This is a genomic window from uncultured Rikenella sp. (assembly GCF_910577125.1).
Lineage (GTDB): Bacteria > Bacteroidota > Bacteroidia > Bacteroidales > Rikenellaceae > Rikenella.
Map to the genome: position 1 here is coordinate 40,193 of NZ_CAJTMN010000002.1, position 18,276 is coordinate 58,468.

Sequence of the window (18,276 nt, forward strand, 5' to 3'; positions counted from 1 at the left end):
ATTATTAACTCACAAGAGCCTCCCTCTATTCGGAGGCTTTTTTATTGTACACCAGGAGTCCCCGGCGGTGGTGCTGCTGAACGGACTTCTTGCCGGCCAGCGGGAACCACGTTCGCACTTCATTGATTCGACCACCGGCTATTTTACAACACACGACGATCACTTCATCCCGGTAATAGCGGATCAAGGTATAGTTGTCGTAAACACTTTTCCCTCTCTCCGCATTAATCCACACTTCGTCCGGATCGTTCAGCGTTTCCGGTAGGGCTTGCAGGTATTCTACCCGTGCGGCATGACTGCCGGTCGTATGCGTCCGGAAGCTCTTTTCAGATAAGAACACCTTTCGTCCGGATCGATCGGTCAGCATGACGACGCCGTCCCGCTGACGGGCGGCAAACCACTCCTCGGCCGTACCCGTAAAACGTGGCATGTCACTCGTAGCCGTCGTTTGTCGTTTCGCCATCGTCGGCAACCCATAATCGACCGCACCAAGTCGGTTCAGATATTTGGCCGCCCGGTTCGGGAATTTGCGGATATATTGCTGGTTCGTCGTGAAGACCTCGCGCAGTTCGGCCCGGTTCACCCCGAAACCCTGGGCCGCTGCGGTTTTGAACTCGCCGGTCTCGAAATAGGCATCTGCCCGGCGTTGCATATCGGGCAGATTGATTCCTTCCGTTTCGTGCCGCATCCGCGGAAGCACGTAACAACGGCAGTTCCAGCCGTTGGGCGGGTATATCTTTCCCCACCGGGGGTCGTTGGTCGGTAACACGAGTCCGTTCAAGGCCGCATGTTCGGGCCGTACTTTGTCGTCGCCGACCGTCCGATATTCCCAATAAGGAAATAGCATGTTTTGGCTCAATAGACGGTAATAGGTCGAGGTGCTTTCGGCGACCTGATCGGCCGTATCGTATTCGGTTTGCGCCCAGCGACGATTGAACGTGTCCGTGATTTTCGCCGCCCGTTCCATGTAGTCCTCGAAACTGCGGCTCGCCCGGTAGGCTTGGTTGAGCTGCTGAATCTCGGTCAGCGTTTTGGCTGCCGAGAAGTGGTAGAGGTTTGTCTCCATGGCCGTCAGGACTACGTCGTCCGCGGTACCGTATTCGATACTATTCCGCAGTCCGATACCTCCTTTCCGCCAACCGGTGTGAAAGGCATGCAGGAGTCGGTCGGCCGTATGATCGAATAGTTCTCGGTCGAAATACCGGGCCTCTCCGCGCGCTACGCGTTTGGCGAGTCGGCGGTCGAAGCCGTCGCCCGCCATCTCTCCCAGGTCGTTACGCTCGCCAGTGGTCGCCCCCGTAACGGGGGCTTCGGCGAAAAAACCGAAGACCCTTTCCAAGAAATTCCGCGCACCGTTCGTCCCGGTCGGATCGTCGGTGTCCGGCGGTTCGACAAAACCCGTTCCGTTCGGTTCCACCACCTCTTCGTCCGCTTCGGGTTGGGGAATGCCAGTAATTTTGTAAACGTGACTGGTCGGGACCGGCACAGATAACTTCGCTGCCCGCTCGACAAGGCTCAGTCGATCGGCCGCCCCTAAGTTTTCGCCCTGTTCGACGAACGCAAAGCACCCTCCGGAGACTGGAAACCCTCGTTTTTCGAGAAGCGGCAGGAGTTGCGTATTGAGGACCCGTTGCACGAACCGACGGTCTGCGTTATGCAAATCTTCCTGTACCTGCATGTGTACCTCGCCCAATGAGCGCGCCCCTTTGTCACCCTGAATCGTGGTCAGTGTCTGACCGAGGATGCCGATCAGAATCTCTTCGTTGCAGGCTTTCCGTAGCATGTCGTACACACCGCCGTCGCCGCTGGCCGCTCCGGGTTCTACTTTGAAATCCGAACCTTTCGGCAGGATATTGACCAATGCGCCGCCTGCTGCTTCCAGCGCTTTCTGCAATTCCAGGCGAGCACTGTCGTCGAACGTTTCGTAATAGGCCGTGCGCATCGGCATACCGAAAATTTCAGCATATTGCGCCCAGTCGCCGAAGTTGTTCCGTTTGTAAAGCACGAACGGTGCTACGTTGAGCAGCAGGCCGAGGTCGTCCGCCTCGCCGACCTCCAGAAAAAAGTCGTCTTCGCGATACGGAATGCCCCGCTCGTCGTTCTCCTCCAGGGCAATCTCGCCGAACTGAGGCCGAATATGTTTCGATGGTATCGGGTGCGGAATGATTCGGTCTTCGACAAACTCCATTTCCGTAACCGTGATTCCCAGAAATCGGGCCTGCATGATCTCCGTGAGAACCGACTCGAAGCCGGAGCTATCCATCATTCGGTCGATCGTCTCTTCCGGTTTGTTGTCGCGCGTGAAAACAAGTTCCGCGTTCGTGATAGCCGAGACGCGCTTACGAACGGCATCACGGAGTACGTTGTCGCGCATCAGTTCGGCGTACAGGTTATATAACTGCTGACGTTTGCCCCGGTCGGCCGAGCGCAAGGCACGCTGAACGTTATCGATGTCGAGGTTTGTGCGGTTCGGAGCCTTGATGGTGATCTGGTTAATTACCAGTTCCTGCTCTTGTTTATTCTCCATGGATCGGTATTTGAAAAGCGTTAAAAGTGTGTCGTCCGTTTCGGATTGCTGCTGAAATAGAACGGTCCCGACGAAACGCCCTCGTCTGGATTCTTTTTCGGCAAGTCGGGTACGATCTCCCCTTTTTGTACCCCTCGGAGCCATGCCACCGCACGCTCGTAGCGCGCCTGGCGGCGATCGTAGTAATTCCCGGCTGCACACAGGTTGATGAGGTGATATACGGCGATGTCTTTGCAAAAGATCAACAGCAGCGGGTCGCGAGCCTCGCCCGTGGCGGCAAAAATGGTCTCGGTGTCGTAAGCGGTCAGATAGCCTCGCGCCTCCGCTATCGCGCCCGACAGGGCTGCGGTGATGATTGTCTCGTCAGCGCGGGAGATCAGTTCGGCGTGCTCTTCCCGCAGGTGTGTCCGCAAGTCGTCCGGTGTCAGAAACATGGTCAGTATCGTTTGGAATTTCGGGTTCTCGGTATGGAAATAATCGGTTGTTCGAGGGTAACCTGCTTTTCCCGGACGATGTAGATACCGCCCTCGACGGCATCCACACCGTCGGCCGGAGCCGACAGTTTGGGTCCGAAGAGCCGAAACTGCTCTTTGAGTCGTTGCATGTGGGGATTACCCTGTTCGTCAATATTGAAGACCAGTTGTCCGAGCCGTACGAGCGGCTCCAGTCCTGACTCGATACGGGCAAACTTTTCGCCCTTGCGCCGGGTGTCCGGCGTGATGCCTATATAGGCACCCGTCCGACGGCCTTTTGCCGCAAAGGCCGGGACGTAGACTTGTGTGTAAAACGGGTCTTGCAGGGTGTTGTTTTCGATATACCAGTAGACAGGCGGACAACGATCGCCGATCCAGTCCCGCAGGTCGAAAAACCACTGGACGAACGTATCCGTGCTGGCATTGTCTACGAAACATTTGATTACGTAGTACCTCCCTCGACAGAAACCCAACAGGACGAGCGCTTTGGTCGAGGAACTCCGCTGCCGGGCATTGTTCGACGGGGACGGGTCGGCATAGGCGATCAAAAACCGGAACCGATCCAGGGGCGGAACTTGGCCCCACGTCAATTCGCCGAACGTATTTCCTTCCGTAATCGGGTTGTTGTAGTATTCGCCCTGTTGAGCTTTATACGAGATTTTCGACAGCACCCGGTCGATCATCTTCTCGGTATTTTTGTCGGGCCACGTAGACCGGCCGTGCTTGTCGCGGATGTTGATGATGTCCGTGTGGTCGGCCCTGTCCATTGCCCGCCGGATGCAGCAATCCTCGGCTATGACGTTTCCGCAGAAGATCACGGTCAGAGGAGTGGAAATCGAGCGGGTCGGATAGAGAGCCTGCTCGAACCAATCCCACTTCTTTTTCAGCACCTCCGGATTCCGGCACTCTTCGTCCGTGTCGAAATCATCGACCAGCAACACGTCCGGACGGCATTCGTTGTTCCGCGAACCGCGCGGACTTTGTCCGGCCCCGACCGCTCGGAAAGCCGCTCCGTTACGGAGGGTAAACTCTTCTGCGGTCCATAGACCGAGGTTCCGCTGTACGCCGTAGTCGTGCATGACGCGCTCGTTGCTCTCGAAAAACGCCCGGTAGGGAGCTAACAGCCGTTCGGCGTTGTTCTGTGTGTTGGAGGTCAGGATGACCGTCCGTTTCCGGCCGGTCAGCACCAAGTAGCACACCTCCATCATCGTGCGGGCCGACTTGGCCAGTTCGCGCGACCAGGCGCGCACCTCGTACCACTCCGGATTTGCCAACACTCGACGTGTGGCAGCCGTGTGGAACGGAGCTGGGGCCGCCGTATAGAATCGCGGGAAATAGTAACTGAACCATGTCTCCGGTTCCTTTTCCAAGGTTTTGATCCGGCGGCGACGGTCCGAGCGGGTTTCGTTCGGATCGACTTCGAGACCGCTGTTGAACGATCGCTGAAAGGCGTACCACTCTTCGTATGCTCTCTTTTCGTCGGCAGTCATCGTAACGCCTCCTTTATAAATGCGTCATAGAGCGGCAAAAACTCCACGGCCCGATCCGGATCGGTCTCGCGCAACCAGGTAAGGAACTGGCGGCCGACCTCCACTTTATGGGTGATATTCGTTTCTGTTTCCAGCTTTTTAATGGCATTCGTCAGTTTGGTGATCGTATCCGCCTCTTTGCTGGTGACGTAGTTGGCATCGTCGCGCGCTTCGACCGCTTCGCGAATTGCATTCAGCTGTTGGTGCAGCCAACCCAACAGGTCTTCCCGTCCGCCGAGCAGGGAGGTTTTCAACCGTTCCCACTGCTCCTCCCGCACCCATTTGCTCACGGTCGCCTCCGTAACGCCGACTCGCGCGGCAATCTCTTTCTGCGTAATCCCTTTTTCGGATAGATAGAGCGTTTTGGCGAAATCTTTTTTCTGTTGTCTCGACTGCATGTCTCTTTTTTATGCAAAGGAACGGTACTCTGCATCCATCCGAAAAAATCATATAAAGCGTTAATGCTCTTTTTGTTGTGGGCATTCAGGAAGGCGAATTTTGCACAAAAAAGAACCGAATGTCAAAAGCCTATATAGACATCATCGACCGCGAGCGGCGAGAAGCGACGATCCGCCTGTACGGTGCTATCGGCGAGAAGATCGACGGCGACCTTTTCGCCCAGGAACTGGCCTCGCTGGACAACCAGTACGACCTGATCCGTCTGCGGATCAACAGTCCCGGCGGCGATGTGACCCAGGGACTCAGCATCGTGGGGGCCATGTTGTCGATGCAAACGCCGATCCATGTACACGTGGATGGCGTGGCGGCCAGTATGGCCGCCGTGATCGCTGTGTGTGGCGACAAACTCTACATGTACGATTTCGCCCGGCTGATGATCCACGATCCTTATTTCGCCGGGGCAGACGAATTGAGCCCGAAGATGGAGAAGCAGCTGGCACGGACCAAAGAGACCCTAACGCGCATTCTGAGCCGTCGGGGTAAGGACGCTGCCGAGGTGGAGCGACTGATGAGCGAGGAGACTTGGTTCTCGGCCAAGGAGGCAAAAGAGGCCGGCCTGTGCGACGTGATCGTCGGTTCACGCCAAAAGGCACTTATGAATCTCGCACCGGACGAACTCCGCGTGCGCATCGACGAACAACACCAAATCCAAAACAATATGACCAAACTATCTGAAAAAGCCGCCGCTTCGCTCGGCATCAAGGCCGAAGCGCCGGACACCGAGGTCTCTGCGGCTATCGAAACGTTGCATGCGTCGAAAGTAGCTGCTGAAAAAGCCAAAGTCGAAGCCGAAGAGGCACGGACGAAGGCAGAAAAAGAGCTGAACGATTACAAAGCCAGCATCCGGGCAGAGAAGAAAGCCGCATTCGTGGCCCAGCTCGAGGCGGGTGCCAAGTCCGGTAAGATCGACGCAAGCGGAGTCGCCACATTTTCGGCCATGTACGACACAGACCCGGAAAACGCACTCAAAGCATTCGAGGCTATCCCCGAACGTGAACCGGTACACAACCGGCTGTCGTCCAAGAAAGAACAGGACAAAGCCCTTCTGGATGCCTCGTGGGACGAACTCGACAAGGCTGGACGACTGGGCGAATTGAAGACCAAGTATCCGGACGAGTACAAGGCCAAGTTCGACGAACGATTCCACCCGAACGAAGACTAACCGAAAAACAACCAACAAATTATGGCTGAATTACAAGTAGAAATCTGGCAGGATCACCTGGTCGGGGGCATCTTTGCTGCTAATCCGCATATGGATAAATGCGTGAATGCCGACCATTACGTCCTGAAAGGGAAAGTGGTTCACATTCCGCAGGCCGGTGCCGCGCCGAAAGCGGTGAAGAACCGGACCGATCTCCCGGCCAAAGTGGTGCGACGCAAGGACACCGACATTACTTACACGCTGGACGAGATCACCACCGATCCGGTCCATATCCCGGATGCCGATCAGTGCGAGCTCTCGTATGACAAACGCGCCTCGGTGCTGACCGAAACGCAGAATGCCCTCAACGAGCTGGCCGGCGACCTGATGCTGCTCAACTGGGCACCGCCCGCTTCGCGCATCATCCGTACCAGCGGCGAAGCCGTACCGGCACACATGGGGATCGGTTCGCGGCTGAAATTCACGACCAAGGACCTGAAACGGGCTCAGAAACAGTTCAACAGAGACGGTGTTCCGACGGCCGATCGCTACATCATGCTCGATGCCGACATGGAAGACCAGTTCACCGACAGTCTGACCGAGAACCAGGCTCGCGACTTCTCACGGGCATACGACGAGAAGAACGGCGTGATCGGGAAGCTGTACGGCTTTACCTTCCTGTCCCGCGCCTACGTATTGTCGTACCTCGGTATGGGGGCCGTTGAAAAAGCCGAAGAGTTCGCCGCCGCCACCTGTGCCGCTGCGCTCTGCTGGCACAAGGACAGCGTCGAGGGGGCAAAAGGAGAGGTCAAACTGTTCGACGACGAAGGTAATCCGCTCTATTTCGGCGACATCTATTCATTCCTGCTCCGTATGGGCGGCCGCATCCGTCGCGCCGACAACAAAGGCGTGTTGGCCATCGTGCAGGGTGTGCCGTCCGAAGCCTGGGCAACCGGAAAGGCATACAAAGAGGGCGATTTCGTAACCTCCGGCGAACTGCTTTATATCTGTACCGGAGACCACACCGCCTCGGCCGCATTCGAGACCGATGCCGAAAACTGGGAGGTAGTCGAATAGCACTATGGAGACTTGGATAATCTATGTCATTGCGCCGATCGCTGTCGCGATTGTCAGCTGGATACTCGGCAAGAACGGCCGACGGATCGACGAGACCTCCAAACTGGTGGGTATGCAGCAGGAGGAAATCCGACGACTGGATCGCAAGGTCGATCGGCTCGAAGCGAAGCTGGAGGCGAAAGACGATGCACTCGACCGCAAGAGTGCGATTATCCAAGCCGCCTTTTTGTGCCGCATACCTTCGGTCAAATGTCCCGTGCTGATTAAACAGGACGAGTTCAACCAACAGAAATACAACGATGTCAAGAGGATTGAAAAACCGGAATCCGGGGAATATTCGCCAAAGCCCGACCCGGTACAAGGGGGAGACTGCGAGTGCGGACCCGGCATTTAAGACTTTCGAGAGCATGGCTTGGGGCTATCGCGCCATGTTCGTACTGCTCGATACCTACAAACGCCGCCACGGGTGCGATACCCTGCGAAAAATGATCGTCCGTTATGCGCCGCCTGTGGAGAACAACACCGCGGCCTATATCGACACTGTCGCGACACGTTCGCTGGTGGCCCCGGACAGCCCGATCTCCACGGATAACAAAGAGGTTATGGTGCCGATCATAGCTGCGATGTCGTTTGTCGAAAACGGCATTCCGGCCGTGATGGCCGACGTAGAATCCGGGTGGGAATTGTTCATCAAATATCGGCCGTGATGATTCGAGTCATTTTTGTGGGCCTTTTGGTCCTGACCTCCTGCGCACCGCGTATGGCCCGTATCGTCACCGCCTCGCGTGACAGTGCGAGCATCCGCACGGAACGGATTATCGACACGATGCGAACCCAAGCCGACAGTGCGCTGTTGGCTGCGCTGCTCGAATGCGACAGCCTTGGCCGAGTCCGCATCGCCCGGCTGGAGGCCGAGAATGGCCGGCTGATGGCTCAAACGCTGGAACTGGAGGACAATCTGCTCCAGGTACGAGCCCGTGCAGACGTTAGGGAACGCTGGCGAGAGGTCATCCGGTCGGATACCGTGATCGTACGCGAAACGGTGCCGGTTCCCTATCCGGTAGAACGAACGGAATATCGCCTGCGGAGTTGGCAACGCTGGCTCTGCTGGATCGGAGTACTCTACCTGCTCCGGACGCTGCTCAAAATCGCCCTCGGCTGGCGAGGATTGACTATTGGAAAACTATTAAAACTGCTTTAACATGAAGAAAAAAGCGATCGGTCTCACCGAAGAGGGCATTCAAATCGCCGTCCTGCCGGAAGACGGGACCGCGCCGGAAGCGGAAGCATACGCTGCGCTCGGCAAAACCTACAAGGACACGGCCACACTCGAAACGGAGGAGGGCGAGACCGTCTCTTGCGAATGCGAGGAGCTGGACGACCCGGAAGACGAAGTCCAAATTCCCGGCAAAACGACCCTCAAGTTCTCGACCTCCGACCTCGATCCGACGAGTTGCCATCGGGCCCTCGGCGGTACGTTGTCTGAGGACGGCAGCGAATGGGCTGCGCCGGACAGTTTCACGGCAAAAGAGGTCGCCGTGCGTTTCACGACGAAATCGGGACTCTCCGTACAGATCGGCCGGGCCAAAATGTCCACCCGCATCAACTGGGCAATCAAGAAAGACGGCTACGGGCTGCTGGAACACACCCTGACGGTGCTGACGCCGAAAGTGGCCGGGATGCGAAAGATGACCGTCACGGATACGTCCGTCGTGCCGACGGTGCCGAATCCGGAACCAGAGCCCGACGCCGAGACGGAACAGTCTTTTGACAACGAGGACCAATATTAACGGAGGCTGGCAATGAATGAGCAGCAAACGAAGCTGCGGGCCGCCGATGCACTATTGGAAAGAGGGGTGCGAGTGCGAAGCGTGCGCGCACCTCTTTTTTTGCGTCTTTTCGGCCTCCGCAAATGGGATATAGTCTTACGCCAGCCCGTTTTGGCCGATCTGATACGCATCAGCCGGAAGATCGTCGCCATGGGGCTCGATTCGGCCATCTTGGAGGGTGTGACGCTCGAAGGTGCTTTTCGGATCGTCCGGCAACATGGCACTGCGGCACTGCGCGTACTGGCCGTTGTTGCCGCGCCCCGGTGGATACCGGCACGGCTGTATGCGTGGTGGTTGGGTCGGATTCTGACACCGACGCAATTCGCCCAGGCGTGGATGGTCTTCACCCTGACCTCCGGTGCAGCGGATTTTATCAGTACTATCAGATTGATGCTAAAGGCCGACAATCTGAGCCCGACGACCGCGGCGAGTACGCAGGCCGAATAACCGGTCTGCATAGCCCGTGGGGCATCCTGGCGATGCTCGCTGAGAAAACCGGCTGGACGTATCATTATATCATGTATCGGGTCGCGTGGATCAACGTCCGTATGATGCTCGCCGATGCGCCTCAATATATTTCCGGTCGCCGGGACGAACGGACCGAAGAGGCTACGGACGATGATTTACGAGACCTCGCAAACTCTTTGTAAACCCCCATGGCAGACGAAACAGTCGATATACGTTACTTGCTCAATTCGGACGAGTTCGCCCGCGAATCCGCCCGCATCGACGCGGCGATCCGCGGCACCGAACACACCTCTTCGGCCGCCGTATCGCAACTCGACAGCGACTTCCAGCGCCTGACGAAAACGGTCGGCCAGGTGGGAATCGTCACGGCATTAGCTGCTGCCGGACGCGAGGTGTACACCTTTGCGCGTGATTTCAACAGCAAGATGACCGAGGTAGTTACGCTATCGGACGAAGTCGAATCGCATTTGGACGACTACAAGGCCAAGATATTGGCCCTGACCGGTACGGTTCCGATCATGGCCAGAGATGCCGCTTCGGCACTCTATCAGATCGTCAGTGCCGGACACGACGGAGCGGACGGCATGACCATTCTGGAGCAATCGGCCAAAGCCGCCATTGCCGGCGTGTCGGACACAGCCACCGCAGCAGACGGGATTACCTCCATTCTGAACGCTTATCAGAAAGATGCGGCAGAGGCTGGAGCAGTGTCCGACATGATGTTTACCACCGTCCGGCTGGGGAAGACAACGTTCGGCGAACTGGCTGCGTATATTGCCCAGGTAACCCCAACGGCCGCCGCCTATGGTGTCGAGATGGATCAGGTGCTGGCCGCGATCGCTACACTGACGAAGTCGGGGGTTCCGACGGCGCAAGCCGTTACGCGCATCCGACAGGCTATCGTCGCCGGGTCGAAAGTCCTGGGCGACGGCGCTTATTCCGGTCGCACTTTTCAGGAAGCGATGGACTTGATCGCCCAAAAGGCTGACGGGAGTGAATCGAAGCTGCGGGCGCTCGTGCCGGAGATCGAGGCCGTGAACGGCGTACTCGGATTGACCGGAATCAACGCCGAAGCGGCAGCGGCCCATCTCGACGAGATGACTCGTTCGGCCGGGGCGACGGAACGGGCTTTTACCCAACAGATGGCCGATCCGCAACGGCAAATCGACCTGTTGAAAAACAATCTGCTAAAAGCCTTTGCCGAAATCGGCGACGGTGCATTACAACTGGTCGGGAACGTGGCGAGTGTGTTGAACGAAGCATTCGACAACGGCACAGCCAGCGCCCTGATCGCCACCGTAACGACGCTGTCCGTTGCTTATGGTACTTACCGGACCCAGCTGTTGCTGGTTGCAGCCGCCAAGCGTGCCCTGGAGAACACCCGATACGACGAAGAGTCGCGCCAACTGGCAACTTTGCTGACGAAAGAGCAGCAGCGGGCTCTCGGCATTACGAACTTGTCCCGCCTGACCAAAGAACAGTCGGCAGCCGTACGGGAGAAGATCGCCGCCGAGGTACAGGCGATTCGCACCACTGCGCAGCTGGCAGCGGCGGAAAAGGCAGCCGCTTCGCAGTCCTACCAGGCCGCCTTGAAACGGTCGTTAGCTTCCAAGCAAGCGGTCGTCAATGCGGAAGCCGAACTGGCAGCCGCTAAGGCATCCGGAGATGCCGCACGAATCGAAGCGGCCCAGCAGAAGCTGGCCACAGCTCAGCAGGAGCGCCACGAAGCCGCGATTGCCAAAAAATCCGCCGCTCAAACCTACTCCGTCGCACGGACGAAAGCGGCAACGGCAGCTACGGCAGCCAACACCCTGCAAACTCGCGTAGCCGAGGCAACCGACAAGGCAGCCACACGATCAAAAAATCTCTTTACGGTTGCAACGACACGACTGACCCGTGCGTTCAAGTCCTTAAAAGCCGCATTTTTATCCAACCCGATCGGAGCGATCATTACGGTCGTCACTACCGCAGCCGCAGCCATGTCGCTCTTCGGCGACGACACGGAAGAGGCGGCATCCGGCGTATCGGCTCTCAGCGACGCATTGGCCAAGCACCAGGCTGAAATGAGTCGCGAAATAGCCAAGATAGACGAACTGTTCGACGCGCTGCGAAAAGCGGAGAAGGGGACCCAGGAATACGCCGATGCAAAAGATGCGATCCTTCGCGGATACGGATCGTATTTGAATAGCCTCGGCGAAGAGGTACGCCAGTTGAAAGACGTTGAGGGAGCCTACGTAGCTATCAAAAATGCCGCTATCGAGAGTGCTACGGCACGTGCGAAAGCCTCGTTCGTCGAAGACGCCTCGAACCGCGCGGCCGGAGCTATGGGAAAGGCCCTGGAAGGATTGCGTGAAAACGTAACCAAGGCGTACAGCGATGATTTTCTGAAGCAATTTCCGGATCAGGTCAATTCTATCATGGCCGAAGTCACTAAGGCCATGTCGGATACGACGAAATCGAAACGAGATCGGCGGATAGACGTGGGGGAAATACTGGAAAACTACGGACTTCCTTTCCGCACAGTATATCATGGTCTACTTGCCGACAAAAGTTATTTCGATGATTATCTGTCTGCCCTGGACGAACTTTCCGGAGTTAAGCAGATTGCGGACGAAGTTTTTACGGCTACGACCGCATCGGCTACCAGCGATACGGCCGAGCAGGCAGAAACAGTATCGACCCGTGTGGCCACGTTGCGGGCTGAAATCGAGGAGGCACAGGCCGAATTGCAAAAACTCCGGGGTGCCGATTCGACAGCTTCGGAAGCCCAGATCACTCAAGCGGCAACGCGCCTGAAAGCACTGCAAGACCAACTTGAGACTTACACCGGTACTACTTCCAAGCAGACTTCGGAGACACTCAAAAAACAGCAGGAACTGGGACAAGCGATAACGCAGGCAGAGATCGACGCCCAGGCACAACGTATCGCCGCCATGCGCGACGGCAAAGCCAAGCGCCTGGCCGAAATCGACCTCGAATATCGGCAGACGCAGGCCAAAATCGCCAAAGACAAGGCCTCGGCTCAAAGCAAGGGAGCGACCGACAGCCAACTCGAAGCCTATGACTCGCTGGCTGCCGCAGCCGAGCAGAAACGCATCGCCGATCGGGCCAAAATCGAGCAGGAGTATGCTCGACAAACGGCTGAAGAGTATCGCCAGTTGTCCGATGTGTTCCTGACGGAAGAGCAACGAAAAGCAAAAGCGCGCGAAAAAACTTACCAGGATATGCGCGACAAGGCTTGGGAAGATTTGCTGGCGGGCAATATCGACGGGATGCAATATGTCGATTTGAGCATTCGGATAGACGATGCCGAAGCCAAAGCAGAACTTGATGCCGAGGTCGAACGTTATCGTGCCTACCTGGAGGAGAGGACCCGGATCGAAGAGGAGTTCGAGGCTGAAGTCGCCCGTTTACGCAAGTCGAAACCGCATGGAGATGCAGAGGACGAGGTGGAACAGCGGAGGCGTATCCGGGATACCGAACTGCAAGAGTTGGAAGATCGCTTAGGTATCACGAAAGACTCTTTTACCGCCTTTGTCGATTCGTTGATCTATAAGAGTACAGACGAACTCCTCACGCTGATCGAGACCGCTCAGAGCGAACTGAATAAACTGGGAAAGGACGGCGACCCGGCCAAACGTGCCGAACAGCAGAAAAAACTGGACGCCGCCCAGAATGCCCTGAAACGTCGGCAAGGGAACAACAATACCAAAGACGCAACCACTCCGCCATCGTCGGGCACCATCAAAAAATGGGCAGAGTTGCAAAAAGTGTTGAAAGGGGTCTGCGGCGAGTTCGACGAAATCGGCGAGGCAATCGGCGGGACGGCCGGAGAAGCCGTCAAACTGGCTGGAGAGATTGCGACCTGTACGCTGAGCCTGATCGACAGCATCATGACGGCTGCGACGAGTTCTGCGGATGCCGTGGAGAGTACATCGACCGCTGCGACAACAGCTATCAAAGGCGTCGAAAGTGCCTCGGTTATCCTGGCCGTCATCAGCGCCGCACTGCAACTCGCCACCAAGATTGCCCAACTCTTCACGAAAGACCACGAACTGTCGGAAGAGACGATAAAGTCTTATGAGGCTTATATGGATGCCACGGACGACCTAATCGACAAACAGAAAGAACTGCTGGAGGTGATGACGGGCGTGCAGGCGCTGATGGCTTCCGAGGCCGGTGTCGAAGCAATCAAGAAACAGGAAGAGGCGACCCGAAATCTCGGTAAGGCTTATCTCGCATCGAGAGCAAAAAACAAGCATAGTTATGGGTATAAAACCGAGAAGAAACTCCGCGGCTACAAAGATGAAATCGAAGCCGCTGGATTCGACTGGAACCAGTTGCGCGGTTCGGGTCGAATGGAGGGCCTCTTCGACTTGGAGGCCTCGGAGATCGAGCGTTTCAAGCATGAACTACCCGAAGTGTGGGCCAAGCTCGATGAAGATACACGAAAGTATCTCGATACGCTCATCGAGTGTGAGGAAAAAATGAACGAATTAGGCGAAGCGACAGCGGAAGCTCTGACCGGATTCACGCTCGACGATGCCCGCGACGAACTGCTGGATTTTTTGGACGACCTGGACGCCACGTTCGACGATGTCGCCGGGAACTTCCAAACCACCATGATGCACGCCATCAACCGGGTGATCGCTTCCGGATTGGACGGACGACTGAAAAAGTGGTACGAAAACCTCAGTGCAGCCATGGAAGACGGCACGCTGTCCGATTCCGAACGAGAAGCCCTCCGTAAGGAATACGAGGACATCTACCGGGATGCACAAGATCGGCGGAAAGCGGCGTACGAGATGGCTGGTATCGATCCCGCTGTCGCAACGGCCGACGGATTGCGGGGCGAGATCAGCGAGAAGATCACGGAGGAGACCGCCACCAAACTGGAAGGGCTGTTTCGCGTGACCTATGATAAGGTAGCCGAGATTCGTGGCATGACGGCAGACCAATTGCAGACTCTGCGCGACAGTCTCGCCGACGTGGCCGAGATATTGCGTTACCAAGCAGCGATCGAAGAGAATACCCGTCGCACAGCCGAGCACACCCAGCCGCTGGCCGCGAAACTGGACGACGTGATCGACGAGTTGCAGAGCATCAAAAAGGGAGGGGGTATCTATGCCAAGTGAGTATTACCTGAACGGAGAGCCTCTTTCGGCGTTCGGATTCGTACCGGGTCATGCGACAGGCAGCAATCTCGCCCTTTCCGGCGCGTGGGATATGCCCGCCCGCAGCGGCGACACCTCGTACACCTGGCAGGAGACGAACGGTATCGAGCCTTATGTCGAAGAAGCGGATATGCTTTTCGAGGCACGTACCATCAAGTTGGTCGGCAGTATATCTGCATCGGATCGGACGGTATTTTGGAATCGGCTGGAGGCCTTCCGCGCCTTCGTCGAATCGTTGCCCGCCACGTTCGAGCTCCGCTGCGACTGGGCCGTACGTACGGTCAGCCGCAGCGCCGAGATGAAGGCGGACATCCGTGGCGGCCGGGTGGCCCGGATCACGCTCTCGTTCACCGAACCGGCGCCGGACCTTTCGGGCCGCCCACCCGTGCAGTGGATACTGGCCACCGGCGTATGGAACACGCTCGGAACCTGGTTGGACGAGGCCCCTTGGTATGCCGTCGAGGAGGGGCGGGCCGTCGAACCGCAGATCGACCTCTGGTCCTGGGAGTCCTTTGGCTTCATACCGAGCGGGATGACCGGCGAAGGAGTCGTACCGACCGTGCGATCACTCCGAGTAACGCAGCCGGCCCGCGGAGCAACGATCGTCGCCCCAGGGGGTCGCGAAGCGCGCGAACTAACCCTCGCCGGCGTACTGGTCGCCGACGACATGAGCGATTTCGACCGCCGCGTCCGGTCGTTATACTGGCTGTTCGGCTCCGCAGGCCTACGAACGTTGCATCGCCACGGCCGGGAGATAGATTGTTTTGCCCGTAATGGTTTCACGCTGACCGGAATCCAGAAACGCGAACGCATCTATGCAAAATTGAACGTCAAATTAACCGAAGTTGAACATGGATAACCTAACGATATGGCGTGCCGGAGCCGAGTTGTACCACCTCCCGGCCGGTACGAAACTGGAGCTGTCGCAAAAACTGATGGCCGAACAGACAATCACCTACGACGTGGCCGTCGCCTCGCCGCTTGACCTGCGGGCCGGCGACTATGTCGAATGGCAGGAGGTCCGTTATTCGCTCTTCGAGGAGCCCGATTACAAGCACACCGCCGGCGTTTACACCTATAACCTCCGTTTCTACGCCCCCTACCACCGCCTCAGCCACATCCTGCACAAGGACGAGGGGGCGACCTCGTTCGCCTACTTCGGCAGCGTGCGGGAACATCTGGAGGCCCTGTTGAAGTCCGTTCAGGCGATCGACCCGGAGTTCAAGCTGGGTACGATCGACGAGAACGGTTCGCAGCTGCTCGAATTTGCCGACACTTACTGCCTCGACGCGCTGACACAGATATGCGAAGCGTTCAAGATGCAGTGGGAGGTCGAGAACAAGACGATCAACGTCCAGCGCCGCATCGGCGTGGATACCTCCTATCGTTTTGCCTACGGCTGCGGCCAGGGGCTCTACTCCCTGGACAAGGCCGGCGTGACCAACGCCAGCGTCGCGACACGCCTGTACGGTCGCGGTGCCGCCCAGAACCTCCCGCCGCGCTATCGAGAAACCGATACTCCGATGCCGGACACCCTTGTTTTCGCCGACCGATACCTGGAGAAGAACACCGATAAGTACGGCATTCGCGAAGATATAGCGACGTTTGAGGAGATTTTTCCGCGTCTGAAGGATGCAACCCTAACTTCCGTGACCGTACCGGACGACGTGAACAAAGCGACCGGATGGTCTGTGCAGGTCTCCCTGCCGTTCGACCTGAACGACTGTCTGAGCGAAGACGAAGCGCAAATCAAGTTCACTTCCGGCGAACTGACCGGCGAGGGGTTCACGATTTCCCATTACGACCATACAACGGGCTTATTGCAGTTCAACGTCTCAGAAGACAACGGTTATTCGCTCCCTTCGGCCACCCGCCAGCCGCACGCGGGTGACGGGTACGTGCTGCTAAATATCATTATGCCAGAGGCGTATGTCCAAGCGGCCGAAGAGGAGTTGCGGGAAGCCACGCAGAAAGAGCTGGAACGACGGTGCGAGAAGCGGTACGCTTATACGCTCGCCGTAGACCCGCGCTATGTGCGGCAGCACGGCATCCAGCTCCATCCGGGCGACAGCGTTGTGGTCTGTGGGACTCCACAAGCCGCCGGGACTTCGATCCGTGTAACGCAGATCACCTACCCGCTCTACGACCCGCACCGGCTGGAGATCACCCTGTCCGACACCGTGCTCTATTCCTCCTATGCCGAGAAGATCGAGAACGACATCCGGGACGTGACCCACGAGGTGAACAACGTCCACCGCGAGTCCCGGACCTTTTCCCGCCGGGCGTGGCGCGACGCCGAAGAGCTGGCCCGGCTGATCGACGCCCTGCGGACCGAACTGCTGCTGGTGGGCAACTTAGCCGGACAGTTCGCCCTCACCTCCACCTTCGCGGTGAACCAGAACAACACGCGTAATCTATTCAGTGCGACCGGAGGAACATTGCAGCACGCGGTGTACAAAGGGGCTACGGAGGGGGTCTGGCAGCTCGGCGGGGTGAACCTGACGCTCGAAAGCGACTTGCCCTACTACCTGTACGCCCGGTGCAGCCGCACGAGCTCGAACGGCTTTTTCTACGCGACGACCGAAAAGATAGAGCCGGAGGCCGTCGAGGGGTGGTACCACTTTCCGGTCGGTGTCATCAGTTCTCCATTCGAAGGGGCGCGGGTTTTCAACACCACGTACGGTTTCACCCAGATTTCCGGCGGTTCCGTCACGACGGGTTGCATGCGGGACAAGACGGGCCGCCTGGAGATCGACCTCGACAACGGCACGATCACCGGGCCAGTGAAGTTCAACGAGGGTAGCGCCGGGCTGAACGAGGTGAAAGAGTGGAAAGAGAACTTTACAGCCATTAAAGGCGGTCTGTTATTGACCTCGCTAATTAAGATGTTGACCGACGGTATCGAGACAGGCGGGCTTTCGACCGGCCGGGACAATGTACTGCTTTGGGGCGGAGGCACTTATGCCGACGCATTGGCGAACCTCGCAAAAATCATCCTGCGCCACGACGGTTCGGGCCAACTGGCGGGAGGAAAGATATGGTGGAACGCTCAGGGGGATTTGATTTTGAAAGAAGGGGCGGAAATCGGAAAATTCAAAATTGTCAATGGTGGTCTCGATTGGGAAACTGGAGGGTTAATAGAAGGAGATATAGTCACTCCGTACGGACATTTCAAAATCAACCCCGATGCTATCGGCCCTATTTTGGAAGTCAGAGGTTCCGGAATCAGTACCATGAAGGTTTATGGTGGGTTCCTCCTACAATATGGTTGCATTCAATGTTTTGGTTTGGAATTGCGCTCTGTTTCTCGCGATTACACAATTGATGAGTTCGATAGCGTAATTGTGTGCGACAACACCGACAAAATCACGATCACCCTACCGGAGGATCCATACCCTGGGCGAATGATTTATATTCGTCGAAACTATTCCGGAGCCGTTGATGTGAAGACTGCCGACGGGTTCCTGATCCGAAAAGGTAGTAGCGAGTTCGCCTCCCACGCCATCGGAGGGGTAGGCTGGACACACGTGTATATCTTTCACTACGAAGGCTATCAAAAATATCGTTGGTTAATGAACCTGATTACGCATTAAAAACAT

14 protein-coding genes are annotated in these 18,276 nt (G+C 57.1%); 10 read left to right on the forward strand and 4 right to left on the reverse strand.

Features of this window, described 5'->3' with window-relative positions; genetic code table 11:
- Positions 1-25 precede the first annotated feature (25 nt).
- The 4 genes from QZ292_RS00540 to QZ292_RS00555 are packed head-to-tail and all read right to left on the reverse strand — an operon-like array spanning position 26 to position 4,927.
- Positions 26-2,527, reverse strand: a complete 2,502-nt coding sequence (locus QZ292_RS00540) for a DUF935 family protein (protein WP_294596282.1) — start codon at positions 2,525-2,527, stop codon at positions 26-28.
- Between the two features lie 20 nt (positions 2,528-2,547).
- On the reverse strand, positions 2,548-2,961 hold the full coding sequence (locus QZ292_RS00545) for a phage protein Gp36 family protein (protein WP_294596283.1): 414 nt from the start codon (positions 2,959-2,961) through the stop codon (positions 2,548-2,550).
- 2 nt (positions 2,962-2,963) lie between these two features.
- On the reverse strand, positions 2,964-4,490 hold the full coding sequence (locus QZ292_RS00550; RefSeq protein WP_294596285.1) for a hypothetical protein: 1,527 nt from the start codon (positions 4,488-4,490) through the stop codon (positions 2,964-2,966).
- Entirely contained in the window at positions 4,487-4,927 is a 441-nt protein-coding gene (locus QZ292_RS00555; protein ID WP_294596287.1) for a helix-turn-helix domain-containing protein, read from the reverse strand. Before QZ292_RS00555 ends, QZ292_RS00550 begins: the two co-directional genes overlap by 4 nt.
- A 119-nt stretch (positions 4,928-5,046) precedes the next feature.
- Between QZ292_RS00555 and QZ292_RS00560 the strand changes: the two genes are divergently transcribed.
- The 10 genes from QZ292_RS00560 (at position 5,047) to QZ292_RS00605 (ending at position 18,270) form a co-directional block, all read left to right on the forward strand.
- The gene (locus QZ292_RS00560; RefSeq protein ID WP_294596289.1) at positions 5,047-6,150 is read left to right on the forward strand and encodes a head maturation protease, ClpP-related; all 1,104 of its coding nucleotides are present in this window, start codon (positions 5,047-5,049) and stop codon (positions 6,148-6,150) included.
- A gap of 21 nt (positions 6,151-6,171) precedes the next feature.
- Complete coding sequence (locus QZ292_RS00565; RefSeq protein WP_294596290.1) at positions 6,172-7,206, forward strand: carbohydrate-binding protein; 1,035 nt, start codon at positions 6,172-6,174, stop codon at positions 7,204-7,206.
- Between the two features lie 4 nt (positions 7,207-7,210).
- Positions 7,211-7,600, forward strand: coding sequence for a hypothetical protein (locus tag QZ292_RS00570; protein ID WP_294596293.1), 390 nt, complete (start codon positions 7,211-7,213; stop codon positions 7,598-7,600).
- Between the two features lie 13 nt (positions 7,601-7,613).
- Positions 7,614-7,913, forward strand: a complete 300-nt coding sequence (locus QZ292_RS00575; protein ID WP_363324061.1) for a structural protein P5 — start codon at positions 7,614-7,616, stop codon at positions 7,911-7,913.
- A complete protein-coding gene (locus tag QZ292_RS00580) occupies positions 7,913-8,407 on the forward strand; it encodes a hypothetical protein (RefSeq protein WP_294596297.1) in 495 nt (164 codons plus the stop codon). The genes QZ292_RS00575 and QZ292_RS00580 overlap by 1 nt, the downstream gene beginning before the upstream one ends.
- Position 8,408: 1 nt before the next feature.
- Positions 8,409-8,996 (forward strand): hypothetical protein, encoded by a 588-nt coding sequence (locus QZ292_RS00585; RefSeq protein WP_294596299.1) that lies wholly within the window; start codon positions 8,409-8,411, stop codon positions 8,994-8,996.
- 150 nt (positions 8,997-9,146) lie between these two features.
- Entirely contained in the window at positions 9,147-9,482 is a 336-nt protein-coding gene (locus QZ292_RS00590; RefSeq protein ID WP_294596302.1) for a hypothetical protein, read from the forward strand.
- 209 nt (positions 9,483-9,691) lie between these two features.
- On the forward strand, positions 9,692-14,638 hold the full coding sequence (locus QZ292_RS00595) for a phage tail tape measure protein (RefSeq protein ID WP_294596305.1): 4,947 nt from the start codon (positions 9,692-9,694) through the stop codon (positions 14,636-14,638).
- Entirely contained in the window at positions 14,628-15,536 is a 909-nt protein-coding gene (locus QZ292_RS00600; RefSeq protein WP_294596308.1) for a hypothetical protein, read from the forward strand. Before QZ292_RS00595 ends, QZ292_RS00600 begins: the two co-directional genes overlap by 11 nt.
- Positions 15,529-18,270: a hypothetical protein gene (locus tag QZ292_RS00605; RefSeq protein WP_294596312.1), complete on the forward strand. Its 2,742-nt coding sequence runs from the start codon at positions 15,529-15,531 to the stop codon at positions 18,268-18,270. The genes QZ292_RS00600 and QZ292_RS00605 overlap by 8 nt, the downstream gene beginning before the upstream one ends.
- The last annotated feature ends 6 nt before the right edge of the window (positions 18,271-18,276 follow it).

Bases quoted from the DNA above. Each gene is read 5' to 3' on its own strand.
- QZ292_RS00580 (WP_294596297.1), top strand. From the start codon at position 7,913: ATGATTCGAGTCATTTTTGTGGGCCTTTTGGTCCTGACCTCCTGCGCA.
- QZ292_RS00570 (WP_294596293.1), top strand. From the start codon at position 7,211: ATGGAGACTTGGATAATCTATGTCATTGCGCCGATCGCTGTCGCGATT.
- QZ292_RS00600 (WP_294596308.1), top strand. From the start codon at position 14,628: ATGCCAAGTGAGTATTACCTGAACGGAGAGCCTCTTTCGGCGTTCGGA.
- QZ292_RS00575 (WP_363324061.1), top strand. From the start codon at position 7,614: ATGGCTTGGGGCTATCGCGCCATGTTCGTACTGCTCGATACCTACAAA.
- QZ292_RS00595 (WP_294596305.1), top strand. From the start codon at position 9,692: ATGGCAGACGAAACAGTCGATATACGTTACTTGCTCAATTCGGACGAG.
- QZ292_RS00585 (WP_294596299.1), top strand. From the start codon at position 8,409: ATGAAGAAAAAAGCGATCGGTCTCACCGAAGAGGGCATTCAAATCGCC.
- QZ292_RS00555 (WP_294596287.1), bottom strand. From the start codon at position 4,927: ATGCAGTCGAGACAACAGAAAAAAGATTTCGCCAAAACGCTCTATCTA.
- QZ292_RS00550 (WP_294596285.1), bottom strand. From the start codon at position 4,490: ATGACTGCCGACGAAAAGAGAGCATACGAAGAGTGGTACGCCTTTCAG.
- QZ292_RS00565 (WP_294596290.1), top strand. From the start codon at position 6,172: ATGGCTGAATTACAAGTAGAAATCTGGCAGGATCACCTGGTCGGGGGC.
- QZ292_RS00605 (WP_294596312.1), top strand. From the start codon at position 15,529: ATGGATAACCTAACGATATGGCGTGCCGGAGCCGAGTTGTACCACCTC.
- QZ292_RS00560 (WP_294596289.1), top strand. From the start codon at position 5,047: ATGTCAAAAGCCTATATAGACATCATCGACCGCGAGCGGCGAGAAGCG.
- QZ292_RS00545 (WP_294596283.1), bottom strand. From the start codon at position 2,961: ATGTTTCTGACACCGGACGACTTGCGGACACACCTGCGGGAAGAGCAC.
- QZ292_RS00540 (WP_294596282.1), bottom strand. From the start codon at position 2,527: ATGGAGAATAAACAAGAGCAGGAACTGGTAATTAACCAGATCACCATC.